Consider the following 17,299-nt stretch of genomic DNA (forward strand, 5'->3'; position numbering starts at 1 on the left):
AAAAATCAAAGCTTTCAGGGCTCAGTTCCGTGGTGTTAAATGCGTTAAGTTTTTCCTCTATAGACTAACGCAATTATATGCTTAATACGTTTATCCCACAACTTTTGGTATTGATCCGAATTATCTACAATCGTGTCAAATCGCAGGAACATCCGGTTGTCGCTCCATAGTCGGGTAGTTAGGATAAAGTGTAAACAAAGAATTTAACTTGAAATGGCTATAAACAACGAAACCTTTCATTTCTGAAAGGTTTCTGATCGATTTTTTGTGAGTACTCGGGGCGGGAATCGAACCCGCACGCCTTTGAAAGCACAGGATTTTAAGTCCTGCGTGTCTACCAGTTCCACCACCCGAGCATTAGCCGCTGCCGATCTCCATCGGCTTGGTTAACTTTAAAATAAATGCCTTCTGGTAGGAAGGCATTTTAGAGCGAAAGACGAGATTCGAACTCGCGACCCCGACCTTGGCAAGGTCGTGCTCTACCAACTGAGCTACTTTCGCATTTACAAAACTGATGTTGTTGTTTCGTTTTGGTGATGCAAATATAGGCAGATTTATATTTCTGTCAAGAGATTTTTTATTAAAAATTTAATATTTAATTTAAATTGCTGGCTTTCAGTACCAGTAAAATTAAATCAGTTTCAAATCCTTTTGCCTGAAGGTAGCTCATCAGCCTATTTTTCCTTTTAAAAGGATCATTTTCACTCAGACTTCGCGCTTTTTTTACCGCTAATTTTTCTATCGTTTGCAAATAATCATCTTCATCGATACTGTAAATTGCTTTTTGCAGAATTTTATCAGGAACACCTTTTAATTTTAGCCCCTGTTTAATTTTAATCCGACCCCAATGTTTGATGTTAAATTTACCTGATGCATAACTTTTGGCAAATCTTTCTTCATTTAAAAAATTGTTAATGATCAGGTCGGTAATAATTTCTTCCAGTTCGTCGCCACGCATGCCCCATTCAACCAATTTATAGCGTACCTCTTTTTGCGAACGCTCCTGGTAAACACAAAAACTTTCGGCTTTAGCCAAAGCTTGTTTTTTATCTAATAATACTGCTTCTTGTTTACCGCTTTTCATAATTAATTACTGAAATTCGTAAAAATAAAAGCGATTACCGTATTTTTCTGAATATAATAGCATGCAAAATCCAATATATACCGTTGCCAAAATAGCTGAAATTTTAAATGCCAATACTAAATTAGTTGATGGCGAGGTTATTATCCACTATCTGGTAATTGATAGCCGTTCGGTTTTGGTGCCTGAAAATTCGATGTTTTTTGCGCTTTCTTCGCACCGCGATGGGCACGAATTTATTAAAGATGCTTATGCAAAAGAAATCAGAAATTTTGTGGTTACCGAAGCAAAATACATTCATGAATATCCTGACTGCAATTTTTTATTGGTAAATGATGCCCTGGAAGCACTACAAAAGATAAGTGCTTATCATCGAAATCAATTTGATTTAAAAACAATCGGTATTACTGGCAGCAATGGGAAAACCATCGTTAAAGAATGGTTGTATCAGCTTTTAACAGCTGATTTCAATATTGTTAAAAGTCCGAAAAGTTATAATTCGCAAATTGGGGTACCGCTTTCTGTATGGCAAATTGAGGCCGACCATACCTTGGGCATTTTTGAAGCCGGTATTTCTGCCGTTAATGAAATGCAGCATCTGGCAGAAATTATCTGTCCTGAAATCGGAATTTTAACCAACATCGGTGAGGCACATGCTGAAGGATTCAGCTCCAAAAAAGAAAAACTCACCGAAAAACTAAAACTTTTTGCAACTTCTGAACTATTTATTTATTCACCAGAGTATGTAAATGAAATTAGCGTAAAAAACCTGCCGGGTAAAAAACAGTTTAGCTGGAGCAGCAAGCAGGCAGCAGATCTGCAAATCACTACGGTTGAACCTATTGAAGGGAAATGTTATTTAAGGGCCATTTATCAAAACAGGGAAATTGAATGCATTTTGCCTTTTAAAGATAAGGCTTCGATAGAGAATGGCATGATCTGCTGGGCAACTTTATTGGCTTTAGGGTATACACCGGATCAGGCCGACCTGCGTTTAGAGAAACTGAGCCATGTAAGCATGCGCCTGGAACTGAAAAATGGCATCAATCAATGTTCCATTATTGACGATTCGTACAGCGCCGATATCTCTTCCTTAGCCATTGCCCTGGATTTTTTAAATCAACAGAACCAGCATCCTAAGAAAACCGTTATCCTTTCCGAATTATTCGAAACCGGAAGAGACGATTTTGATTTGTATACTGAAATAGCAGAGTTGCTCTCGCAAAAAAAGATAAACCGATTAATCGGCATCGGTACAAACATTGCGCGTTATGCCGAAATTTTTAAATTCGAAACCCAGTTTTTTGATGATACCAGTGCTTTTATAGAGGCTTTTCCAGGTTTACACTTTAGCCACGAAACCATATTGGTAAAAGGGGCCAGGCGTTTCGAATTTGGGCGCATTAGTAAATTACTTACGCAAAAAATACATGATACGGTTTTAGAAATCGACCTGAACGCCATGGTGGGCAATCTGCAGTTTTACCGGTCTAAAATTAAGCCGGGCGTTAAAATCATGGCAATGGTTAAGGCCTTTTCTTATGGAAGCGGAAGTTTCGAAATCGCCAATTTATTGCAGTTCCACAAGGTAGATTATCTTGCGGTAGCTTATGCCGATGAGGGTATTGCTTTGCGTAAAGCCGGAATTACTTTGCCTATTATGGTGATGAGCCCGGAAGAATCTGCCTTCGAAGCCATTATCAAACACAGGCTCGAACCTGAAATCTATAGTGTAGAAATCCTAAGCAGCTTCTTAAATGCACTATCAGATTATGATTTCGATTATCCTATCCACATTAAAATAGATAGTGGCATGCACCGCTTGGGCTTCGATCAAGCCGAAATGGATGCCTTATCTGTCTTGTTAAAAGATTCTGCCAGGGTAAAAGTGCAGAGTATTTTTTCCCACCTGGTGGCTAGTGATGCTGCAGCGCATGACGGATTTACCCGGCAGCAGATCGATAAATTTAAAATCGTCGCCAATCAATTGGTTAACATTTTAAGTTATAAGCCACTATTGCATATCTCAAATACCTCTGGGATCTCACGCTGGCCAGATGCGCAAATGGATATGGTTCGTTTGGGCATAGGTTTGTATGGTTTTGATTCTGCTTTAGCCAATAACCGGGGTTTGCAAACGGTAATGGTCCTTAAAACTACGGTTACCCAGGTGAAAACTTTAGCTCCGGGAGAAACTGTAGGTTACGGTAGGAGAGGACTCATGCCAAATGGTGGAAAAATAGCAACGGTAAAAATTGGCTATGCGGACGGATACACCCGATATTTTGGCAATGGCGTAGGCAAAATGCTAGTTAATGGCCATTTGGTGCCTACTATTGGCTCCATCTGTATGGATATGACCATGCTGGATATTACCGGCATAGAGGTGAAACCCGGCGATGAGGCTATTGTCTTTAATAAAGAGCATACTATCATGCAGCTGGCGAAAGATATAGGTACCATTCCGTATGAAATCCTGACCAATATTTCGCAGCGGGTTAAAAGGGTTTATTTCTATGAGTAAGAGTTCATTGGTTCATTGGTCATTAGTGTAGCAAATTGCCTTATTCGCTCTTTTGTTCGATAGTTCATTGGCATGGTGAATTGCCTGGGTAGACGTTAGGTGCAATAAACCAGGTAAATGTGCTAATAAAATCTCTTATACGTATTGCAAGGCTATGCGCCCAGCACAAATGAACTAATGGCTAATGAACCATTGAACAGTATAATGAACTAAAATTTGTTATTTTTGCACCATGAATAAAGTCGGGAAAGCTATTTTAAACTATTTGATTAAAGGTTTATTAATTGTGGTACCCATTGCCGTGAGCATTTTTATTGTGGTTTGGGCAGTTACAACAGTTGATAGCTGGTTAAATGTAAATAATATCTTAGGCGTAAATCCGCATACAGGAGAAAGCCGTAATATTCCTGGTTTAGGTTTATTAACGGTTTTGACCATTATTCTGCTGGCCGGTATTTTTGTAACCAATTTGGTGACCGAACCGATGTACAACTGGTTCCAGCGGATGATGCAGCGCTTGCCTTTACTTAATTTCATCTACTCTTCCATAAAAGATTTAACCGAAGCCTTTGTGGGCGACGAAAAGAAATTTAACCATCCTGTATTGGTTGAGGTAGAAGGCGGTTTAAAAAAGATTGGTTTTTTAACGCAGAACGATTTACATAAGCTCGATTTACCCAATGATGTAGCGGTTTATTTTCCGCTTTCCTATTCGTTTGCTGGTCAGCTATGTATAGTAAAGCGTGATAAGGTTACTGATTTAAAAATGTCAGCAGCGGATGCCATGAAACTGGTGGTAAGCGGTGGTGTAAGTGGACTTTAAATGCTTTCTAAATGATTACGATATACCATAATAAGAGGTGTACTAAAAGCCGGAGTGCCTTAGCTGAATTAGAAAACAGTGGAAAAGCTTTTGAGGCGGTTTATTATCTGGAAACTCCGCCCAATAAGAATGAACTGGAGGGAATTATCAGCAAACTGGACATTAAACCATTGGATTTGATCCGCAAAGGGGAAAAGGTTTTTATTGAAAATTATAAAGGAAAAAATTTAACCGATGAAGAATGGATTGATGCCATGATTACACATCCCATTTTAATCGAAAGGCCGATTATTATTTCAGGAGATCGGGCAGTTATTGCCAGGCCAACAGAAAAGATTAAGGAGATATTAGGTTAATTCAACTTCAGAAGTCTGGGAGCATAAGCGCAAGGGGAAGAGCTCAGAAGTCTCTCTCGTGATACGTCACCCTGAATTTATTTCAGGGTCTTTTTCCAAGATAAATGCTAACGCTAGTCGTAGCGTCTCGCTGCGACATTTTAAAATCAGCAAATATACTATTCAGCATATTGATATTTAACTTGTTAAGTTATGTTTTATTCCCGAGAAACTTAATCGAAATAAAAAGATTCTTCGAAGCGATCAGAATGAAAACTAAAATATGCTTTTAAAAGTGAGTAGTAAGAACAGGCAGATAATCAAGCCAAAAATCAATCTCGAATAATATTCCCGGACAAAAAGTCCACACAAAATTAGTAGATCATCATCTACATTGGTGTGTAACAAACCATTTCCTGTTGAAGCATTGAACAGAATCTGTTTATCTTGATGATTATTTAAAGACCATCGCTTTAACCAGCTATTTTGAAAACTCCAATCAAAAGTATCGCCGGAAGCAAATACAATCTTAGCATGAAAACTAATCCAATCGTAAGTAATTATGGCTAAAACCTCGTTCTGATTGTTTAATAATTTAGTTTCAGGTTTAGAAAACCCTTCACTTTTAAATAGGTAAATACTAGCTTGCGTAGTGGCTATAGCCGAATTTTTCCAGGAAATAAAATTTAGCGAAGACTTTAATAATCCTTTGTTAAATACCTGATAGTTACTGTCAAATAAACCTTTTCTCCAACTTAATATCTGTTCCATCTCACAAAGATTTAAGTTACATCATTAATGATGACGAAGTGTGGATGTCGTAATAATAGGGATTATGCAGGCAATCAGGAGAACGGTCTGCCTATTGTAAACCTGTTTGATAAATAATCCTGCAATGATCAGTAATTTATTATCCGTATCGGAAGATATTACCCCACTATTGCTGCTCGAATTGTACATAATGTGCTCATCTTTATTATTGCTTACCGTCCAATGCGATTTCCAGATGCCGGTTGCTTTCCATTCGTACTGTTCTCCGCTATTTAAGCTGATTACCGCTTTTGACTTCCATGTATCATAATTAATCACCGCAACTACTTCATTTGTTTTTCTATCGATTACCTTTGTTCTCGATTGCCAGAAACCTTCGTTTACAAATTGATAGTTTTTATCTTCAAGCATACTTTCTGCATCGCTTCTCCAGCTGCTAAAAGAAATCATACCTTTTTGAACACCATCTGCAAAAAGCTGAAAGTTCCCGTTAAACCAATTACTTTTCCAGTTGATCAATTTCGACATATTAATTGCGTTTTATTTTAGATACCCTTTTGTTTAAATTGTTACAATAAAAAAGTGCTTATGGTTGGTAAGCACTTTTTCAGTTGGCAGTTTACAATTCTCAGTTAACCGATTTAAACAATAAGCGATTAACCAATTTGAACAATTAACCAGATTACAATTTTCAGTTATCAGTTTACAATTCTCAGTTAACCGATTTAAACAATTAACCGATTAACCAATTTCAACAATTAACCAGTTAACCAATAAAATTAGAAATTCGGTTTAAGTACATATTTATCGTAGAAACGGAAAATATGTTCTGCGGCTTCTTCTGCCGTATCAACCAATCTGAAGAGGTTTAAATCTTCTTCATGAATATTGTGTTCTTTTTGCAACATGGTTCCTTTAATCCAGTCAATTAGTCCGCCCCAATAATCAACGCCAACCAATACAATTGGAAAACGGGCGATTTTTCCGGTCTGGATCAGGGTTAAGGCTTCAAATAGTTCATCCATAGTGCCAAATCCACCTGGTAATACCACAAAACCCTGACTATATTTCATAAACATTACCTTACGCACAAAGAAATAATCAAACTCCAGTAACTTATTATGATCGATGTATTTATTGTGAAACTGCTCAAATGGCAACTCAATATTTAAACCTACTGATTTCCCTCCATTGGAATGCGCGCCTTTGTTACCCGCTTCCATGATACCCGGACCACCGCCAGTAATTACACCATAACCTCTATCGGTTAATAATTTACCGCATTGCTCGGCCAATTGGTAATACCGGTGTGTTTGGGCAGTACGCGCCGAACCATAAATGGTAACGCATGGCCCAATTTTAGCCAATTTTTCAAAGCCGTCTACAAATTCGGCCATGATTTTAAAAATTTGCCAGGAATCGGTTACTTTAATTTCCTGCCAGTCTTTGTTCTCAAAAGCACTTCTAATTTTTTCTTCACTCGTCATATAAAATAATGCTAAATATTAAAACCTGGTTTGCGCATCAGTCTTTTTACTGATGAATAATAAACCTATAAAAGTAATTAAACCGTTAATTAAAATCAGTTCAACACTAAAAACATATCCACCTAAAATTACGGCTGAATTGCTTGCAAGCAAGTAACATAAAAAAGGCGATAATAAGCAAACTATTGGGACTAATTTATCGTGAAGACCACGTTTTTTTACAAACAATCCAAAACTATATAAGCCTAAAAGCGGTCCGTAGGTGTAAGAGGCGATGGTAAAAATCAAACTCACAACGGATGAACTGTTCAACGCATTGATCACGAGAATAACCAGAAACATTAAAATAGAAAAGACTACGTGTACCGTATGACGTTTTTTAACCGCATCTTTAGCATTTACATTTTCTGCTTTAGCCATGCCTAAAAAGTCTACACAGAATGAGGTGGTTAAGGCCGTAAGGGCTGAGTCTGTTGTAGCAAATGTGGCCGCGGTTAAGCCCAGCATAAAAATAATGGCCGGTATAGCGCCAAGGTTGTTCAACGCAATTTCGGGGAATAACAAATCTGTACGCGGTTTACCTGTGATGTGATCTAATGGAATATCGATACCATTTTTTGCTGCGAAAATGTATAATAATGCGCCTACACTTAAGAAGAAAACATTTAAAATTACAAATACGCCAGTAAAGGTGAACATGTTTTTCTGTGCTTCTTTAATGGTACCCATGCTCAGATTTTTCTGCATCAGATCCTGATCTAAGCCTGTCATGGCAATGGTTACGAAAATACCGCCAATGAACTGTTTACTAAAGTAGAATTTGTTCGTTAAGAAATCATCTAAGAAGAATATTTTAGAATAACTACTGCTTTTTATGGTTTCGAATGCCTGCGGAATGCTGAAATTAAGACTGTTGCAGATAAAATAAATAGTAAGGAAAACGGAAAGCACCAGGAAAAATGTCTGCAAAGTATCGGTAATGATAATGGTTTTTAACCCACCTTTAAAGGTGTAAGACCATATGAGTACCAATGAAATTAGTACCGTTAACCAGAATGGGATGCCATAGGTGTCGAATATAAAACGTTGTAAAACAATCACTACGAGGTATAATCTGGTGGCAGAACCCAATGTGCGGCTTAGTAAAAATATCGATGCGGCTGTTTTATAGCTATAATAGCCTAATCTCTTTTCAATGTAGCTATAAATAGAGGTTAAGTTCATCCGATAATAGAGCGGGAGCAAAACTGTAGCGATTATGATAAAGCCGACCGCGTTACCCAGCACAAATTGGAAATATTGAAACTGGTTTCCGCTGGGGGCACCAACTTCTCCGGGTACCGAAATAAAAGTAACGCCAGAAAGTGCCGTTCCAATCATTCCAAAAGCCACCAGATACCATTTAGAATTTCTGTTGGCAACAAAGAAAGTGCTATTATCTGACGATTTTTGAGAGGTTACAAACGAAATGATAATCAGTAGCAGAAAGTAACCAATTAGAAAACACAAGAGAATGGTTGGTGACATAGTTTTGTTTTAAGCTGATAAATGTAAAGAAAACTATCAAATCAAGCAATATTCTTGTTAGTCCGAAGTCCGAAGTCTGGAGTCCGGAGTCAAAACGTCCAATAACCAATATGCAATTATCAATCCCTAATGAATCAATTACCAATAATCAATACATAAATGACCAATAAACGTTACTCAGTTTTCTGTTGGCAATTTGCAGTGACCAGTGAACGAATGACAAGTGAACTATTGAACTAATATTCAGGTTGCAATTTGTAGCTACTAATGAACGATTGAACTTATGGACCAATGAACTAATGGCTATTGAACCAATGAACCTTTTTATCTATTTTTGTATCATGAATTTTTCATCCAAACTGCTAGAAGATGCGGTAAACGAATTCTCAAAACTTCCTGGTGTAGGGCAAAAAACAGCTTTACGTTTGGTATTACATCTTTTAAATAAGGAACAAGAGGAAGTAAATCAGTTTGGTAATACGTTTATAAAACTTAAACAACAGATTAAACATTGCAGTACCTGCCATAATATTTCTGATTATACGGTTTGCGAAATCTGTACTTCGCATAAACGTGATAAAGAAACCATTTGTGTGGTAGAAGATACCCGTGATGTAATGGCCATTGAGAATACCGGCCAATATTTTGGCGTTTACCATGTTTTAGGTGGTTTAATTTCGCCAATGGATGGTATTGGTCCTTCCGATCTGTTTATTGATGGTTTGGTCGCCAGGATGGCAGCAGGAGGGATTAAAGAAGTGATTTTAGCTTTAAGTCCGAATATGGAAGGCGATACCACCTTGTTCTATCTCTATAAAAGACTAAAAGAATTTAATGTACCCGTAACTACCATTGCACGTGGAATTGCATTTGGGGGCGAACTCGAATACACCGACGAAATTACACTGGGCCGATCAATCATTACCCGCGTTCCTTACGAAACCGCGATGATGAAATAGTGATAATCTAACCTATAACAAATTATAATAAAGCAGTATCCAGTCTAGATACTTAATACTCCCTACTTGATACTCAAACCTTGCTAATAAATGAACCTAAAAAATAAAGTAATCATCATCACCGGCGCATCAAGCGGAATTGGAAAAGCCTGTGCAGAAGAGTTTGCTAAGCGCGGTGCCAACCTGGTTTTAGCTGCCCGTCAATACGTTACCCTGTGCGAAATTACCAGTGATTTGGAAAAGAAATATAATATTAGAGCTGTTGCGGTGCAGGCCGATGTCAGTAAAGAAGCCGATTGCGAGCTAATTATAAAACAAACCCTGGTTTCTTTTCAAAAAATAGATATCCTGGTAAATAATGCCGGATTATCAATGCGTGCCCTATTTAACGATTTGGATCTATCAGTGCTAAAAAACCTGATGGATGTTAACTTTTGGGGAACGGTATATTGCACCAAATATGCTTTGCCGGAGATTTTAAAAACAAAAGGAACAGTGGTAGGCGTCTCATCCATAGCAGGGTACCGTGGTTTGCCTGGGCGTACGGGTTATTCGGCATCTAAGTTTGCCATGAATGGCTTTATGGAATCTTTACGGACGGAATTGCTTAAAACCGGTGTAAATGTAATGGTGGCCTGTCCGGGATTTACGGCTTCAAATATTCGGGTAACGGCCTTATCAAAAGATGGCGCAGCACATGGCGAAACCAGTATGGATGAAGGTAAAATGATGTCATCCGAAGAAGTGGCCAGCATTATTGCCGATGGTATTGAACAACGCAAGCGTACTTTGGTTATGACCGGGCAAGGAAAACTGGCGGTGTGGATGAACAAACTTTTCCCGGCTTTTGTAGATAAAAAAGTTTTTGATTTGTTTTCGAAAGAGAAAAATCCGCTGATTTAGCAGATTACCTTGTAAATTATAGATGGAATAGACCCTGAAATAAATCCGATAGCTATCGGATCAGGGTGACGAATATATTCTCCATAAATCCACCCCCGCAACAATTTCGTTTATTAACTGTTCAGTTGGAAAACCTTTATGATGTATAAATACTTTGTTCTGTTAATGCTCTTGTTTCAAACGTTACTTTCTTCTGCCCAGGTTAAAAAGGTAAAAAACATCAATTATGCGGGCAATACCGATGAAGCCAATACGCTTAATATTTTTTACAAAAACGATAGTATCAAAAATAAACCCGTTTTAATTTTCATTCACGGTGGTTCGTGGAGCAGTGGAAAAAAAGAAACTTATTGGTGGTTGGGGAGGAATTTCGCGCGAAAAGGTGTAGTGACAGTCATCATCAATTATCCTTTAGCACCAAACGTTCAATATGAAAAAATGGGCGATGACTGTGCTTTAGCCGTGAAATGGGTTAAAGAGCATATAACCGAATATACTGCAAGTGCACAGAAGATTTTTGTAATGGGACATTCTGCAGGCGGGCATCTGGCTGAATTAATCAATGTTGATCCTAAATATTTTAAGCATGCTGGGATAGCGAATCCGATTAAAGGAGTAATCCTGAACGACCCATTCGGTTTGGACATGCACGAATATTTAACCACAGCCGAAAAAGACCATTTTTATTTCGATTTCGTCCGCACATTTACCGATCAGCCTGCTGTTTGGACAGTGGCCTCACCATTGAATTATGTAAACGACATCAAAAATCCACATCTGCTTTTTTATGGAAGCAAAACTTACGAAGCCATTAAATTGCAAACACCAAGGTTGTATGAAAAGCTTAAAGCCAAAAATATTAAGGTAGAAATAAAGGAGATTGAAGGCAAAAGCCATGTGCCAATGATCAGTCAGATGATTTTTGGCAGCAACCAATTATACAAGGATATTCTGGATTTTATAAGAACATCCTCGTAAGATTTGTCAACTTTCTTGCCTCTTTGTTATTAAAGCTGACAAATCTGGATTCTTTGGAGAGGTTACCGGTAAGGCGGCGTGGTTTTATTTATTGCACTGGCCCAACCCATGTAAACCCGACATAGAATGGTCGTCATCTCGACTGTGGCGAAGCGGAATGGAGAGATCTATCAAGACAGATTTAGCTTCGCTGAGCCTTCGGGTTCTCGACTGCGTTGCACTCCGCTCGAAATGACGGTATCGCTATGGAAATAAAATATTAATAAGCTAGGCAAATAATAAAATCCTTACACCGTCTGCGTAATCTTATCCAACTTACTATAATCCATTACCATTTTACCTTCTTCATTATGGTAATACATTTTTTCAAACTTCGCATCCATTTCTATTTCTTCATCTTGATAGCTGGTTCGGGTATGGATCGTTTGTGCAAAAGTATCATCAAAAGCCTTAAGGATAACAAAAACTTCAACTTCTGCCTGTTGCAGTTCTATTAACGATTTTTCATATAAAGGACTTTCTTCTGTGATAGGGTGTACCAAAGTCCAGTTTAAAGACAGAATGCCAATTTTATCGCGTTCCAGCGCCAAAGGGTAGAACCTTCTTGTATGTTTGCCATCAACGGTTTCATTGTACGACATTACCATTTGAACTTCCACTTCAATGAGCTGATTTCGGCGTAAATTAACCAAACGGCACATCAAACCATGTCCTTTTTCATAAGGTGCAATCACCATTTTTTTACTGAAACTCACTTTAGAGGTAGGTCTGCTGAAACGGCCGTACAATAAACCTGTAGCCAATGCAAAAGCCAACAAGCCCAGCATACTTTCGAAAGCAGCTAAAATGCTGGTCAAAAATCCCTGTGGTGAAATATGACCATAACCCACCGTGGAAATGGTTTGTGCTGAAAAGAAAAATGCATCAAAAAAATGATCGCGAAGGGTTAACCCTGTAGCACCCTCTAAGTTTTCGATCCCAACTACATTATATAATATAGCGAAAATGGTATTCACAATGAGGTAGGCTATGAGAATGATAAAGAAAAAACGTGTCCAGCTCATGGTAACCAATCGGGTATAGGTATCATCAAATTTAAACCAGGGTAGGCCAATTCGCTCGATATTTGCTGAACCATCAGGGTTAAGCATGCGCTGGTTTTTGGTAACGGGATTAGAACCGAAACCTAAATCATCATTAAACTGTACTTTTCTTTTAAAGAAAGCCATATATTTTAGAAAGATTTTGGAATATTAAAAAACAATGTCAATATTTGCTTTATACAAACATGATCATTAAAAACTTAAATAACAATTGGTGGTGGCATAACGAAATTCGTTAGGCAAATTCTATTGTTATATATTTTAAAATATTTTAAACACAATTAAGAGGATTGCCCAAAAAGCAATCCTTTTTTTTATGCCTTCCCCTCCCGTGGAGGGGTGTCCGAAGGACGGGGTGGTTTAAAAAATGGACCTTATGCTGAACTTGTTTTAGCATATATAAATAAGATTTGAAAATATTAAGTGGTCTGTGGAGACACAGACCACGGGATAAAAAACATCGCCACGGTTCGTGTCTCCACGAACCGGAATAACATAATGGTTTGTGGAGACACAAACCATGGCGTAAAAATAAGATAAATGAGAAATGAACCACAGATAAAAAAGATGAACAAGGATACACACAGATTTTATCCGTGTTCATCTGTGGTTAAATAAGATTGAGCAATAAACATGAAAAAAATATTAAACCATTTATTCGAGAACAAAAGCTTTAGCAGGGAAGAAGCCAGGAACATCCTAATCTCCATTTCGGAAGGCGCATTTAATTCTTCGCAGATTGCTGCTTTTATTACGGCTTATGCCATGCGCAACATCACGGTGCAGGAGTTACAAGGCTTTCGTGATGCGATGTTGGATATGTGTGTAAAGGTAGACCTTTCTGATTACAATCTGATTGATCTTTGCGGTACAGGCGGCGATGGGAAAGACACCTTTAACATTTCTACCTTATCATCATTTGTAGTAGCAGGGGCAGGGCATCATGTGGCCAAACATGGTAATTATGGTGTTTCTTCGGGTTGTGGATCATCAAATGTGATGGAATACCTTGGCTATAGCTTTACCAATGATGAAACTATTTTAAAGCGCAATTTAGATACTGCGGGCATCTGTTTTTTACACGCACCACTGTTTAATCCGGCCATGAAAATTGTGGCGCCGATCCGTAAAGAACTTGGGGTAAAAACATTTTTTAATATGCTGGGGCCAATGGTTAACCCAGGGCAGCCTAAATACCAGATGGTAGGCGTTTTTAGTTTGGAACTGGCCCGTTTATATGCTTATTTATACCAGGACACCGATAAAAGTTATACCATTGTACATGCATTGGAGGGCTATGATGAAGTTTCGTTAACCTGTGATGTAAAAACTTTTTCGAATAAGGGCGAGCAGATTTTAACGCTCAATGATATGGGCTTTGAAAAAGTGGAGGTAAATGCAATTAAAGGAGGCGATACGGTAGAATCATCGGCTAAAATATTTATGGATGTACTAAACGGCGAAGCAACTGATGTGCAGAATAACGTGGTATTATGTAATGCTGCATTGGCGATCCGAACCATCAAACCCGAAATGTCTTTCGCTGATTGTTTTTATGAAGCAGAAGAATCGCTGATGAGTAAAAAAGCTTTACACAGTTTTAAACAGTTACTGGCATGTTAAAATTAAAGGTTTGTGGCATGCGTTTAGCAGCTAATATTGCTACGGTGGCAGAACTGCAACCAGATTATTTGGGCTTTATTTTTTATGAAAAATCGCCAAGGTTAATCAGTGATGTTTCTGCAGAATTAATCAAATACATTCCTGCTGAAATTAAAACTGTAGGTGTTTTTGTGAACGAGGATATTGAAAAGGTAAAAGAAAAAGTAAACACATTGAAGTTAAAGGCTGTTCAGTTACATGGAGGCGAATCTCCTGAATACTGTGAAGCATTAAAATTAAGCTTCCCCGCTGTAGAAGTGATTAAGGCTTTTGGAATAGAGGAAGATTTTGACTTCCCGGCTTTGGAAGCTTATTTAGGTTCAACTGATTATTTTCTGTTCGATACCAAAACAAAGACACATGGCGGATCGGGAAAAACATTTAACTGGTCTGTTTTAGACCGATATACGTACGCAAAACCTTACTTTTTAAGTGGTGGAATTGATTTGAAACATACCACAGCCATTAAAAGCATCAAAGATGACCGTTTATATGCGCTAGATATTAACAGCTGCTTCGAAACTGAACCAGGTGTGAAAGATGCAGAGAAGATTAAAGAATTTATAAAAGAAATGAATACAAAATAATGTTATCCTGAGATCTGCTTGCGACAGGTCGTCATTTCGAGCGCAGCCGGGAAATCTGTATTGTAAAATATAGATCTCTCTCCCAACTTAAAGGTCGGGATTGCACTCTGTCTGATAACGATCGGATCGAGATGACGAATTATCTTTAGCAGCTATCAATGTGACAGATTAGCTGATAAAATATTATGAAATACAAAGTAAACGAAAAAGGATATTACGGAGATTTTGGAGGCGCGTACATCCCCGAAATGCTTTATCCGAATGTAGAGGAACTGCGTCAGAATTATTTAAAGATTATTGCTGATCCTGATTTCCAAAAGGAATTTCATCAGCTGTTAAAGGATTACGTTGGCCGTCCTTCGCCATTATATCTGGCTAAAAGGTACTCAGAACGATTTGGTGCCAATATTTTCTTAAAAAGGGAAGATCTAAACCATACCGGTGCACATAAAATCAACAATACCATCGGGCAGATCTTACTGGCCGAAAAATTGGGTAAAAAACGGATTATTGCAGAAACTGGTGCTGGTCAGCATGGTGTAGCCACAGCTACGGTTTGTGCACTGCGTAACCTGGAATGTGTTATTTACATGGGCGAAGTAGATATTGAGCGTCAGGCGCCAAATGTGGCCCGTATGAAAATGTTAGGAGCAAAGGTTGTTCCGGCAAGTTCGGGTAGCAAAACCCTAAAGGATGCCACCAATGAGGCCATGCGTGACTGGATCAATAACCCGGTTGATACACATTATATTATCGGGTCAGTGGTTGGTCCACATCCTTACCCCGATATGGTGGCAATTTTTCAATCGATCATTTCTGAAGAAACCAAAAAACAACTTTTGGAACAAACCGGTAGCGACCAACCTGATTATGTTTTAGCTTGTGTGGGTGGGGGGAGTAATGCCATGGGCATGTTCTACCATTTTATGGATGATGAAAACGTAAAACTGATCGCTGTTGAGGCGGCAGGAAAAGGTGTATCAAGTGGATTTTCGGCTGCCACTACCTATCTGGGCAATGAAGGTGTTTTACACGGCAGTAGGAGTATTTTAATGCAGACGCCAGATGGACAGGTGGTAGAGCCTCATTCAGTTTCTGCAGGATTGGATTATCCGGGCATTGGTCCACAACATGCACATTTGTTTAAAACCGGCCGCGGACAATATGTTTCCATTACCGACGAGGAAAGTTTGGAAGCAGGTTTGCTTTGTACACAATTGGAAGGCATTATTCCCGCTATAGAAAGTGCGCATGCGCTGGCTTATTTAGAAAAAATGGAATTTAAAGGTGGCGAAAATGTAGTGATTTGTCTTTCAGGCCGGGGCGATAAGGATTTGGATACTTATATTAAATATTTTAACTTATAGATGTGAGATAATAGATATGAGATATTAGACTTCCTGTCTGGTTCTCAAATCTCAAATCTCACATCTCATATCTCAGAAAATGAACAGAATCAAAAAACTCTTCCAGGAGAAGAAAAATATATTATCAATTTATTATACTGCTGGTTATCCTAATATTGGCGATACCATTCAGATTGCTGAAGCCCTGCAAAAATCAGGTGCAGATGTATTGGAAATCGGCTTTCCTTATTCTGATCCGGTTGCCGATGGACCTGTGATCCAGGCCAGTAGTAAACAATCGCTTGATCAGGGTATGACGCTTAAGTTGCTTTTTGAGCAGCTGAAAGATTTACGTAAAAATGTAACCATCCCCGTTTTGTTAATGGGTTATGTAAATCCGGTTTTGCAGTTTGGAGTGGAAAAATTTTGTGAGGCCTGTGCCGAAGTAGGAGTAGATGGCTGCATTGTTCCCGACTTGCCGATGGTAGAGTATGAGGAGTTTTATAAAGATTGCTTTGAAAAACATCATTTGAGCAATGTATTTTTAATTACCCCTCAAACTGCTGAGGAACGTATTCGTAAAATAGATGGTTTAACCAATGGATTTATTTACCTGTTATCATCTTCAGCTACAACCGGTAAAAACCTAGAAGTAGGCAATACTACAGAAGCTTATTTTAGCAGGATCAAAAACATGAATCTTAAAAATCCAACCATGATCGGTTTCGGGATCAGCGATAAACAAACTTTTGATAAGGCTTGCTCTTATGCCAATGGTGCCATTATTGGTACGGCCTTCGTTAAAGCCATTGCCGATGGAAATTTAGAAGAAAGCGTGAGTAATTTTATGAAGAAATTTAAGGATTAAAATTCTAATTCCTTTAACGATCGTCATCTGGCGAGTAGCGCAGTAGAGAAATCTAAAATGGATATCTCCATCAAGTGTCTTTCAGGAGATGACGATCATTTTATTACCATTATTGGTGAATTATTTTAGCACTTTCATCCTGTAAAAGCCTGAAATGATTAGGTGATTCCATTATTCAATATTAATTGATCAATAATGCCCGAGATTTTCTGGGCATTTTGATAAACCATAAAATGTGTTCCGTTTTCGATCACGAAATCAGGCATTGCTTTTTTAGAATAGAGGATTTTGTCATTCGTACCGTGGATGTGAAAAATCCTTTCCGGTTTAATTTTATTTTTCCAG

At 38.3% G+C, this 17,299-nt stretch carries 16 protein-coding genes and 2 tRNA genes; 10 read left to right on the plus strand and 8 right to left on the minus strand.

Annotated elements, in window-relative coordinates:
- Positions 1 to 272: 272 nt before the first annotated feature.
- The 3 genes from BLR60_RS00005 to BLR60_RS00015 all read right to left on the minus strand — a co-directional run bounded on the left by BLR60_RS00005 (position 273) and on the right by BLR60_RS00015 (position 1,084).
- A tRNA-Leu gene (locus tag BLR60_RS00005) sits at positions 273 to 356 on the minus strand.
- Positions 357 to 428: 72 nt separating this feature from the next.
- Positions 429 to 501, minus strand: a tRNA-Gly gene (locus BLR60_RS00010).
- 94 nt (positions 502 to 595) lie between these two features.
- Positions 596 to 1,084 carry a regulatory protein RecX gene (locus BLR60_RS00015; RefSeq protein WP_090496024.1) on the minus strand — a complete coding sequence of 163 codons (489 nt, stop codon included), beginning with the start codon at positions 1,082 to 1,084 and terminating at the stop codon, positions 596 to 598.
- A gap of 61 nt (positions 1,085 to 1,145) precedes the next feature.
- Between BLR60_RS00015 and BLR60_RS00020 the strand changes: the two genes are divergently transcribed.
- The 3 genes from BLR60_RS00020 to arsC all read left to right on the plus strand — a co-directional run bounded on the left by BLR60_RS00020 (position 1,146) and on the right by arsC (position 4,784).
- Positions 1,146 to 3,605 (plus strand): bifunctional UDP-N-acetylmuramoyl-tripeptide:D-alanyl-D-alanine ligase/alanine racemase, encoded by a 2,460-nt coding sequence (locus BLR60_RS00020; protein WP_090496025.1) that lies wholly within the window; start codon positions 1,146 to 1,148, stop codon positions 3,603 to 3,605.
- A 232-nt stretch (positions 3,606 to 3,837) separates the two neighbouring features.
- Complete coding sequence (locus BLR60_RS00025; protein ID WP_090496026.1) at positions 3,838 to 4,428, plus strand: DUF502 domain-containing protein; 591 nt, start codon at positions 3,838 to 3,840, stop codon at positions 4,426 to 4,428.
- A gap of 11 nt (positions 4,429 to 4,439) precedes the next feature.
- The gene (gene arsC / locus BLR60_RS00030; RefSeq protein WP_090496027.1) at positions 4,440 to 4,784 is read left to right on the plus strand and encodes an arsenate reductase (glutaredoxin); all 345 of its coding nucleotides are present in this window, start codon (positions 4,440 to 4,442) and stop codon (positions 4,782 to 4,784) included.
- Positions 4,785 to 5,039: 255 nt separating this feature from the next.
- Here the strand turns inward: arsC and BLR60_RS00035 are convergent, their stop codons facing one another.
- The 4 genes from BLR60_RS00035 to BLR60_RS00050 all read right to left on the minus strand — a co-directional run bounded on the left by BLR60_RS00035 (position 5,040) and on the right by BLR60_RS00050 (position 8,548).
- Positions 5,040 to 5,534: a hypothetical protein gene (locus BLR60_RS00035; RefSeq protein ID WP_090496028.1), complete on the minus strand. Its 495-nt coding sequence runs from the start codon at positions 5,532 to 5,534 to the stop codon at positions 5,040 to 5,042.
- Positions 5,535 to 5,558: 24 nt separating this feature from the next.
- Positions 5,559 to 6,062 (minus strand): hypothetical protein, encoded by a 504-nt coding sequence (locus BLR60_RS00040; RefSeq protein ID WP_090496029.1) that lies wholly within the window; start codon positions 6,060 to 6,062, stop codon positions 5,559 to 5,561.
- A gap of 251 nt (positions 6,063 to 6,313) precedes the next feature.
- On the minus strand, positions 6,314 to 7,021 hold the full coding sequence (locus tag BLR60_RS00045; protein ID WP_090496030.1) for an LOG family protein: 708 nt from the start codon (positions 7,019 to 7,021) through the stop codon (positions 6,314 to 6,316).
- Between the two features lie 18 nt (positions 7,022 to 7,039).
- The gene (locus tag BLR60_RS00050; protein WP_090496031.1) at positions 7,040 to 8,548 is read right to left on the minus strand and encodes a sodium:solute symporter; all 1,509 of its coding nucleotides are present in this window, start codon (positions 8,546 to 8,548) and stop codon (positions 7,040 to 7,042) included.
- A 341-nt stretch (positions 8,549 to 8,889) separates the two neighbouring features.
- Between BLR60_RS00050 and recR the strand changes: the two genes are divergently transcribed.
- From recR to BLR60_RS00065, 3 genes are all read left to right on the plus strand, one after another.
- Positions 8,890 to 9,507: a recombination mediator RecR gene (gene recR / locus BLR60_RS00055; protein ID WP_090496032.1), complete on the plus strand. Its 618-nt coding sequence runs from the start codon at positions 8,890 to 8,892 to the stop codon at positions 9,505 to 9,507.
- A 90-nt stretch (positions 9,508 to 9,597) separates the two neighbouring features.
- Positions 9,598 to 10,410: an SDR family oxidoreductase gene (locus BLR60_RS00060; protein WP_090496033.1), complete on the plus strand. Its 813-nt coding sequence runs from the start codon at positions 9,598 to 9,600 to the stop codon at positions 10,408 to 10,410.
- 138 nt (positions 10,411 to 10,548) lie between these two features.
- Positions 10,549 to 11,388, plus strand: coding sequence for an alpha/beta hydrolase (locus BLR60_RS00065; protein ID WP_244155547.1), 840 nt, complete (start codon positions 10,549 to 10,551; stop codon positions 11,386 to 11,388).
- A gap of 287 nt (positions 11,389 to 11,675) precedes the next feature.
- Here BLR60_RS00065 and BLR60_RS00070 read toward each other — a convergent pair whose 3' ends face one another.
- Positions 11,676 to 12,617 carry an ion channel gene (locus BLR60_RS00070; protein ID WP_090496035.1) on the minus strand — a complete coding sequence of 314 codons (942 nt, stop codon included), beginning with the start codon at positions 12,615 to 12,617 and terminating at the stop codon, positions 11,676 to 11,678.
- Positions 12,618 to 13,124: 507 nt separating this feature from the next.
- Here BLR60_RS00070 and trpD point away from each other — a divergent pair.
- From trpD to trpA, 4 genes are all read left to right on the plus strand, one after another.
- Positions 13,125 to 14,114 carry an anthranilate phosphoribosyltransferase gene (trpD, locus tag BLR60_RS00075; protein WP_090496036.1) on the plus strand — a complete coding sequence of 330 codons (990 nt, stop codon included), beginning with the start codon at positions 13,125 to 13,127 and terminating at the stop codon, positions 14,112 to 14,114.
- Positions 14,108 to 14,740, plus strand: coding sequence for a phosphoribosylanthranilate isomerase (locus tag BLR60_RS00080; protein WP_244155548.1), 633 nt, complete (start codon positions 14,108 to 14,110; stop codon positions 14,738 to 14,740). The genes trpD and BLR60_RS00080 overlap by 7 nt, the downstream gene beginning before the upstream one ends.
- Positions 14,741 to 14,925: 185 nt before the next feature.
- Positions 14,926 to 16,107, plus strand: coding sequence for a tryptophan synthase subunit beta (gene trpB, locus BLR60_RS00085; protein ID WP_208600538.1), 1,182 nt, complete (start codon positions 14,926 to 14,928; stop codon positions 16,105 to 16,107).
- A 79-nt stretch (positions 16,108 to 16,186) separates the two neighbouring features.
- Positions 16,187 to 16,954, plus strand: coding sequence for a tryptophan synthase subunit alpha (gene trpA, locus BLR60_RS00090; protein WP_090496038.1), 768 nt, complete (start codon positions 16,187 to 16,189; stop codon positions 16,952 to 16,954).
- Positions 16,955 to 17,299: the final 345 nt, after the last annotated feature.

The organism is Pedobacter terrae, from assembly GCF_900100705.1.
GTDB lineage: Bacteria > Bacteroidota > Bacteroidia > Sphingobacteriales > Sphingobacteriaceae > Pedobacter > Pedobacter terrae.

What these genes read in the sequence shown, in the direction of transcription:
- BLR60_RS00015 (WP_090496024.1), bottom strand. Translation starts at nt 1,084, where the DNA reads ATGAAAAGCGGTAAACAAGAAGCAGTATTATTAGATAAAAAACAAGCT.
- BLR60_RS00020 (WP_090496025.1), top strand. Translation starts at nt 1,146, where the DNA reads ATGCAAAATCCAATATATACCGTTGCCAAAATAGCTGAAATTTTAAAT.
- BLR60_RS00025 (WP_090496026.1), top strand. Translation starts at nt 3,838, where the DNA reads ATGAATAAAGTCGGGAAAGCTATTTTAAACTATTTGATTAAAGGTTTA.
- arsC (WP_090496027.1), top strand. Translation starts at nt 4,440, where the DNA reads ATGATTACGATATACCATAATAAGAGGTGTACTAAAAGCCGGAGTGCC.
- BLR60_RS00035 (WP_090496028.1), bottom strand. Translation starts at nt 5,534, where the DNA reads ATGGAACAGATATTAAGTTGGAGAAAAGGTTTATTTGACAGTAACTAT.
- BLR60_RS00040 (WP_090496029.1), bottom strand. Translation starts at nt 6,062, where the DNA reads ATGTCGAAATTGATCAACTGGAAAAGTAATTGGTTTAACGGGAACTTT.
- BLR60_RS00045 (WP_090496030.1), bottom strand. Translation starts at nt 7,021, where the DNA reads ATGACGAGTGAAGAAAAAATTAGAAGTGCTTTTGAGAACAAAGACTGG.
- BLR60_RS00050 (WP_090496031.1), bottom strand. Translation starts at nt 8,548, where the DNA reads ATGTCACCAACCATTCTCTTGTGTTTTCTAATTGGTTACTTTCTGCTA.
- recR (WP_090496032.1), top strand. Translation starts at nt 8,890, where the DNA reads ATGAATTTTTCATCCAAACTGCTAGAAGATGCGGTAAACGAATTCTCA.
- BLR60_RS00060 (WP_090496033.1), top strand. Translation starts at nt 9,598, where the DNA reads ATGAACCTAAAAAATAAAGTAATCATCATCACCGGCGCATCAAGCGGA.
- BLR60_RS00065 (WP_244155547.1), top strand. Translation starts at nt 10,549, where the DNA reads ATGATGTATAAATACTTTGTTCTGTTAATGCTCTTGTTTCAAACGTTA.
- BLR60_RS00070 (WP_090496035.1), bottom strand. Translation starts at nt 12,617, where the DNA reads ATGGCTTTCTTTAAAAGAAAAGTACAGTTTAATGATGATTTAGGTTTC.
- trpD (WP_090496036.1), top strand. Translation starts at nt 13,125, where the DNA reads ATGAAAAAAATATTAAACCATTTATTCGAGAACAAAAGCTTTAGCAGG.
- BLR60_RS00080 (WP_244155548.1), top strand. Translation starts at nt 14,108, where the DNA reads ATGTTAAAATTAAAGGTTTGTGGCATGCGTTTAGCAGCTAATATTGCT.
- trpB (WP_208600538.1), top strand. Translation starts at nt 14,926, where the DNA reads ATGAAATACAAAGTAAACGAAAAAGGATATTACGGAGATTTTGGAGGC.
- trpA (WP_090496038.1), top strand. Translation starts at nt 16,187, where the DNA reads ATGAACAGAATCAAAAAACTCTTCCAGGAGAAGAAAAATATATTATCA.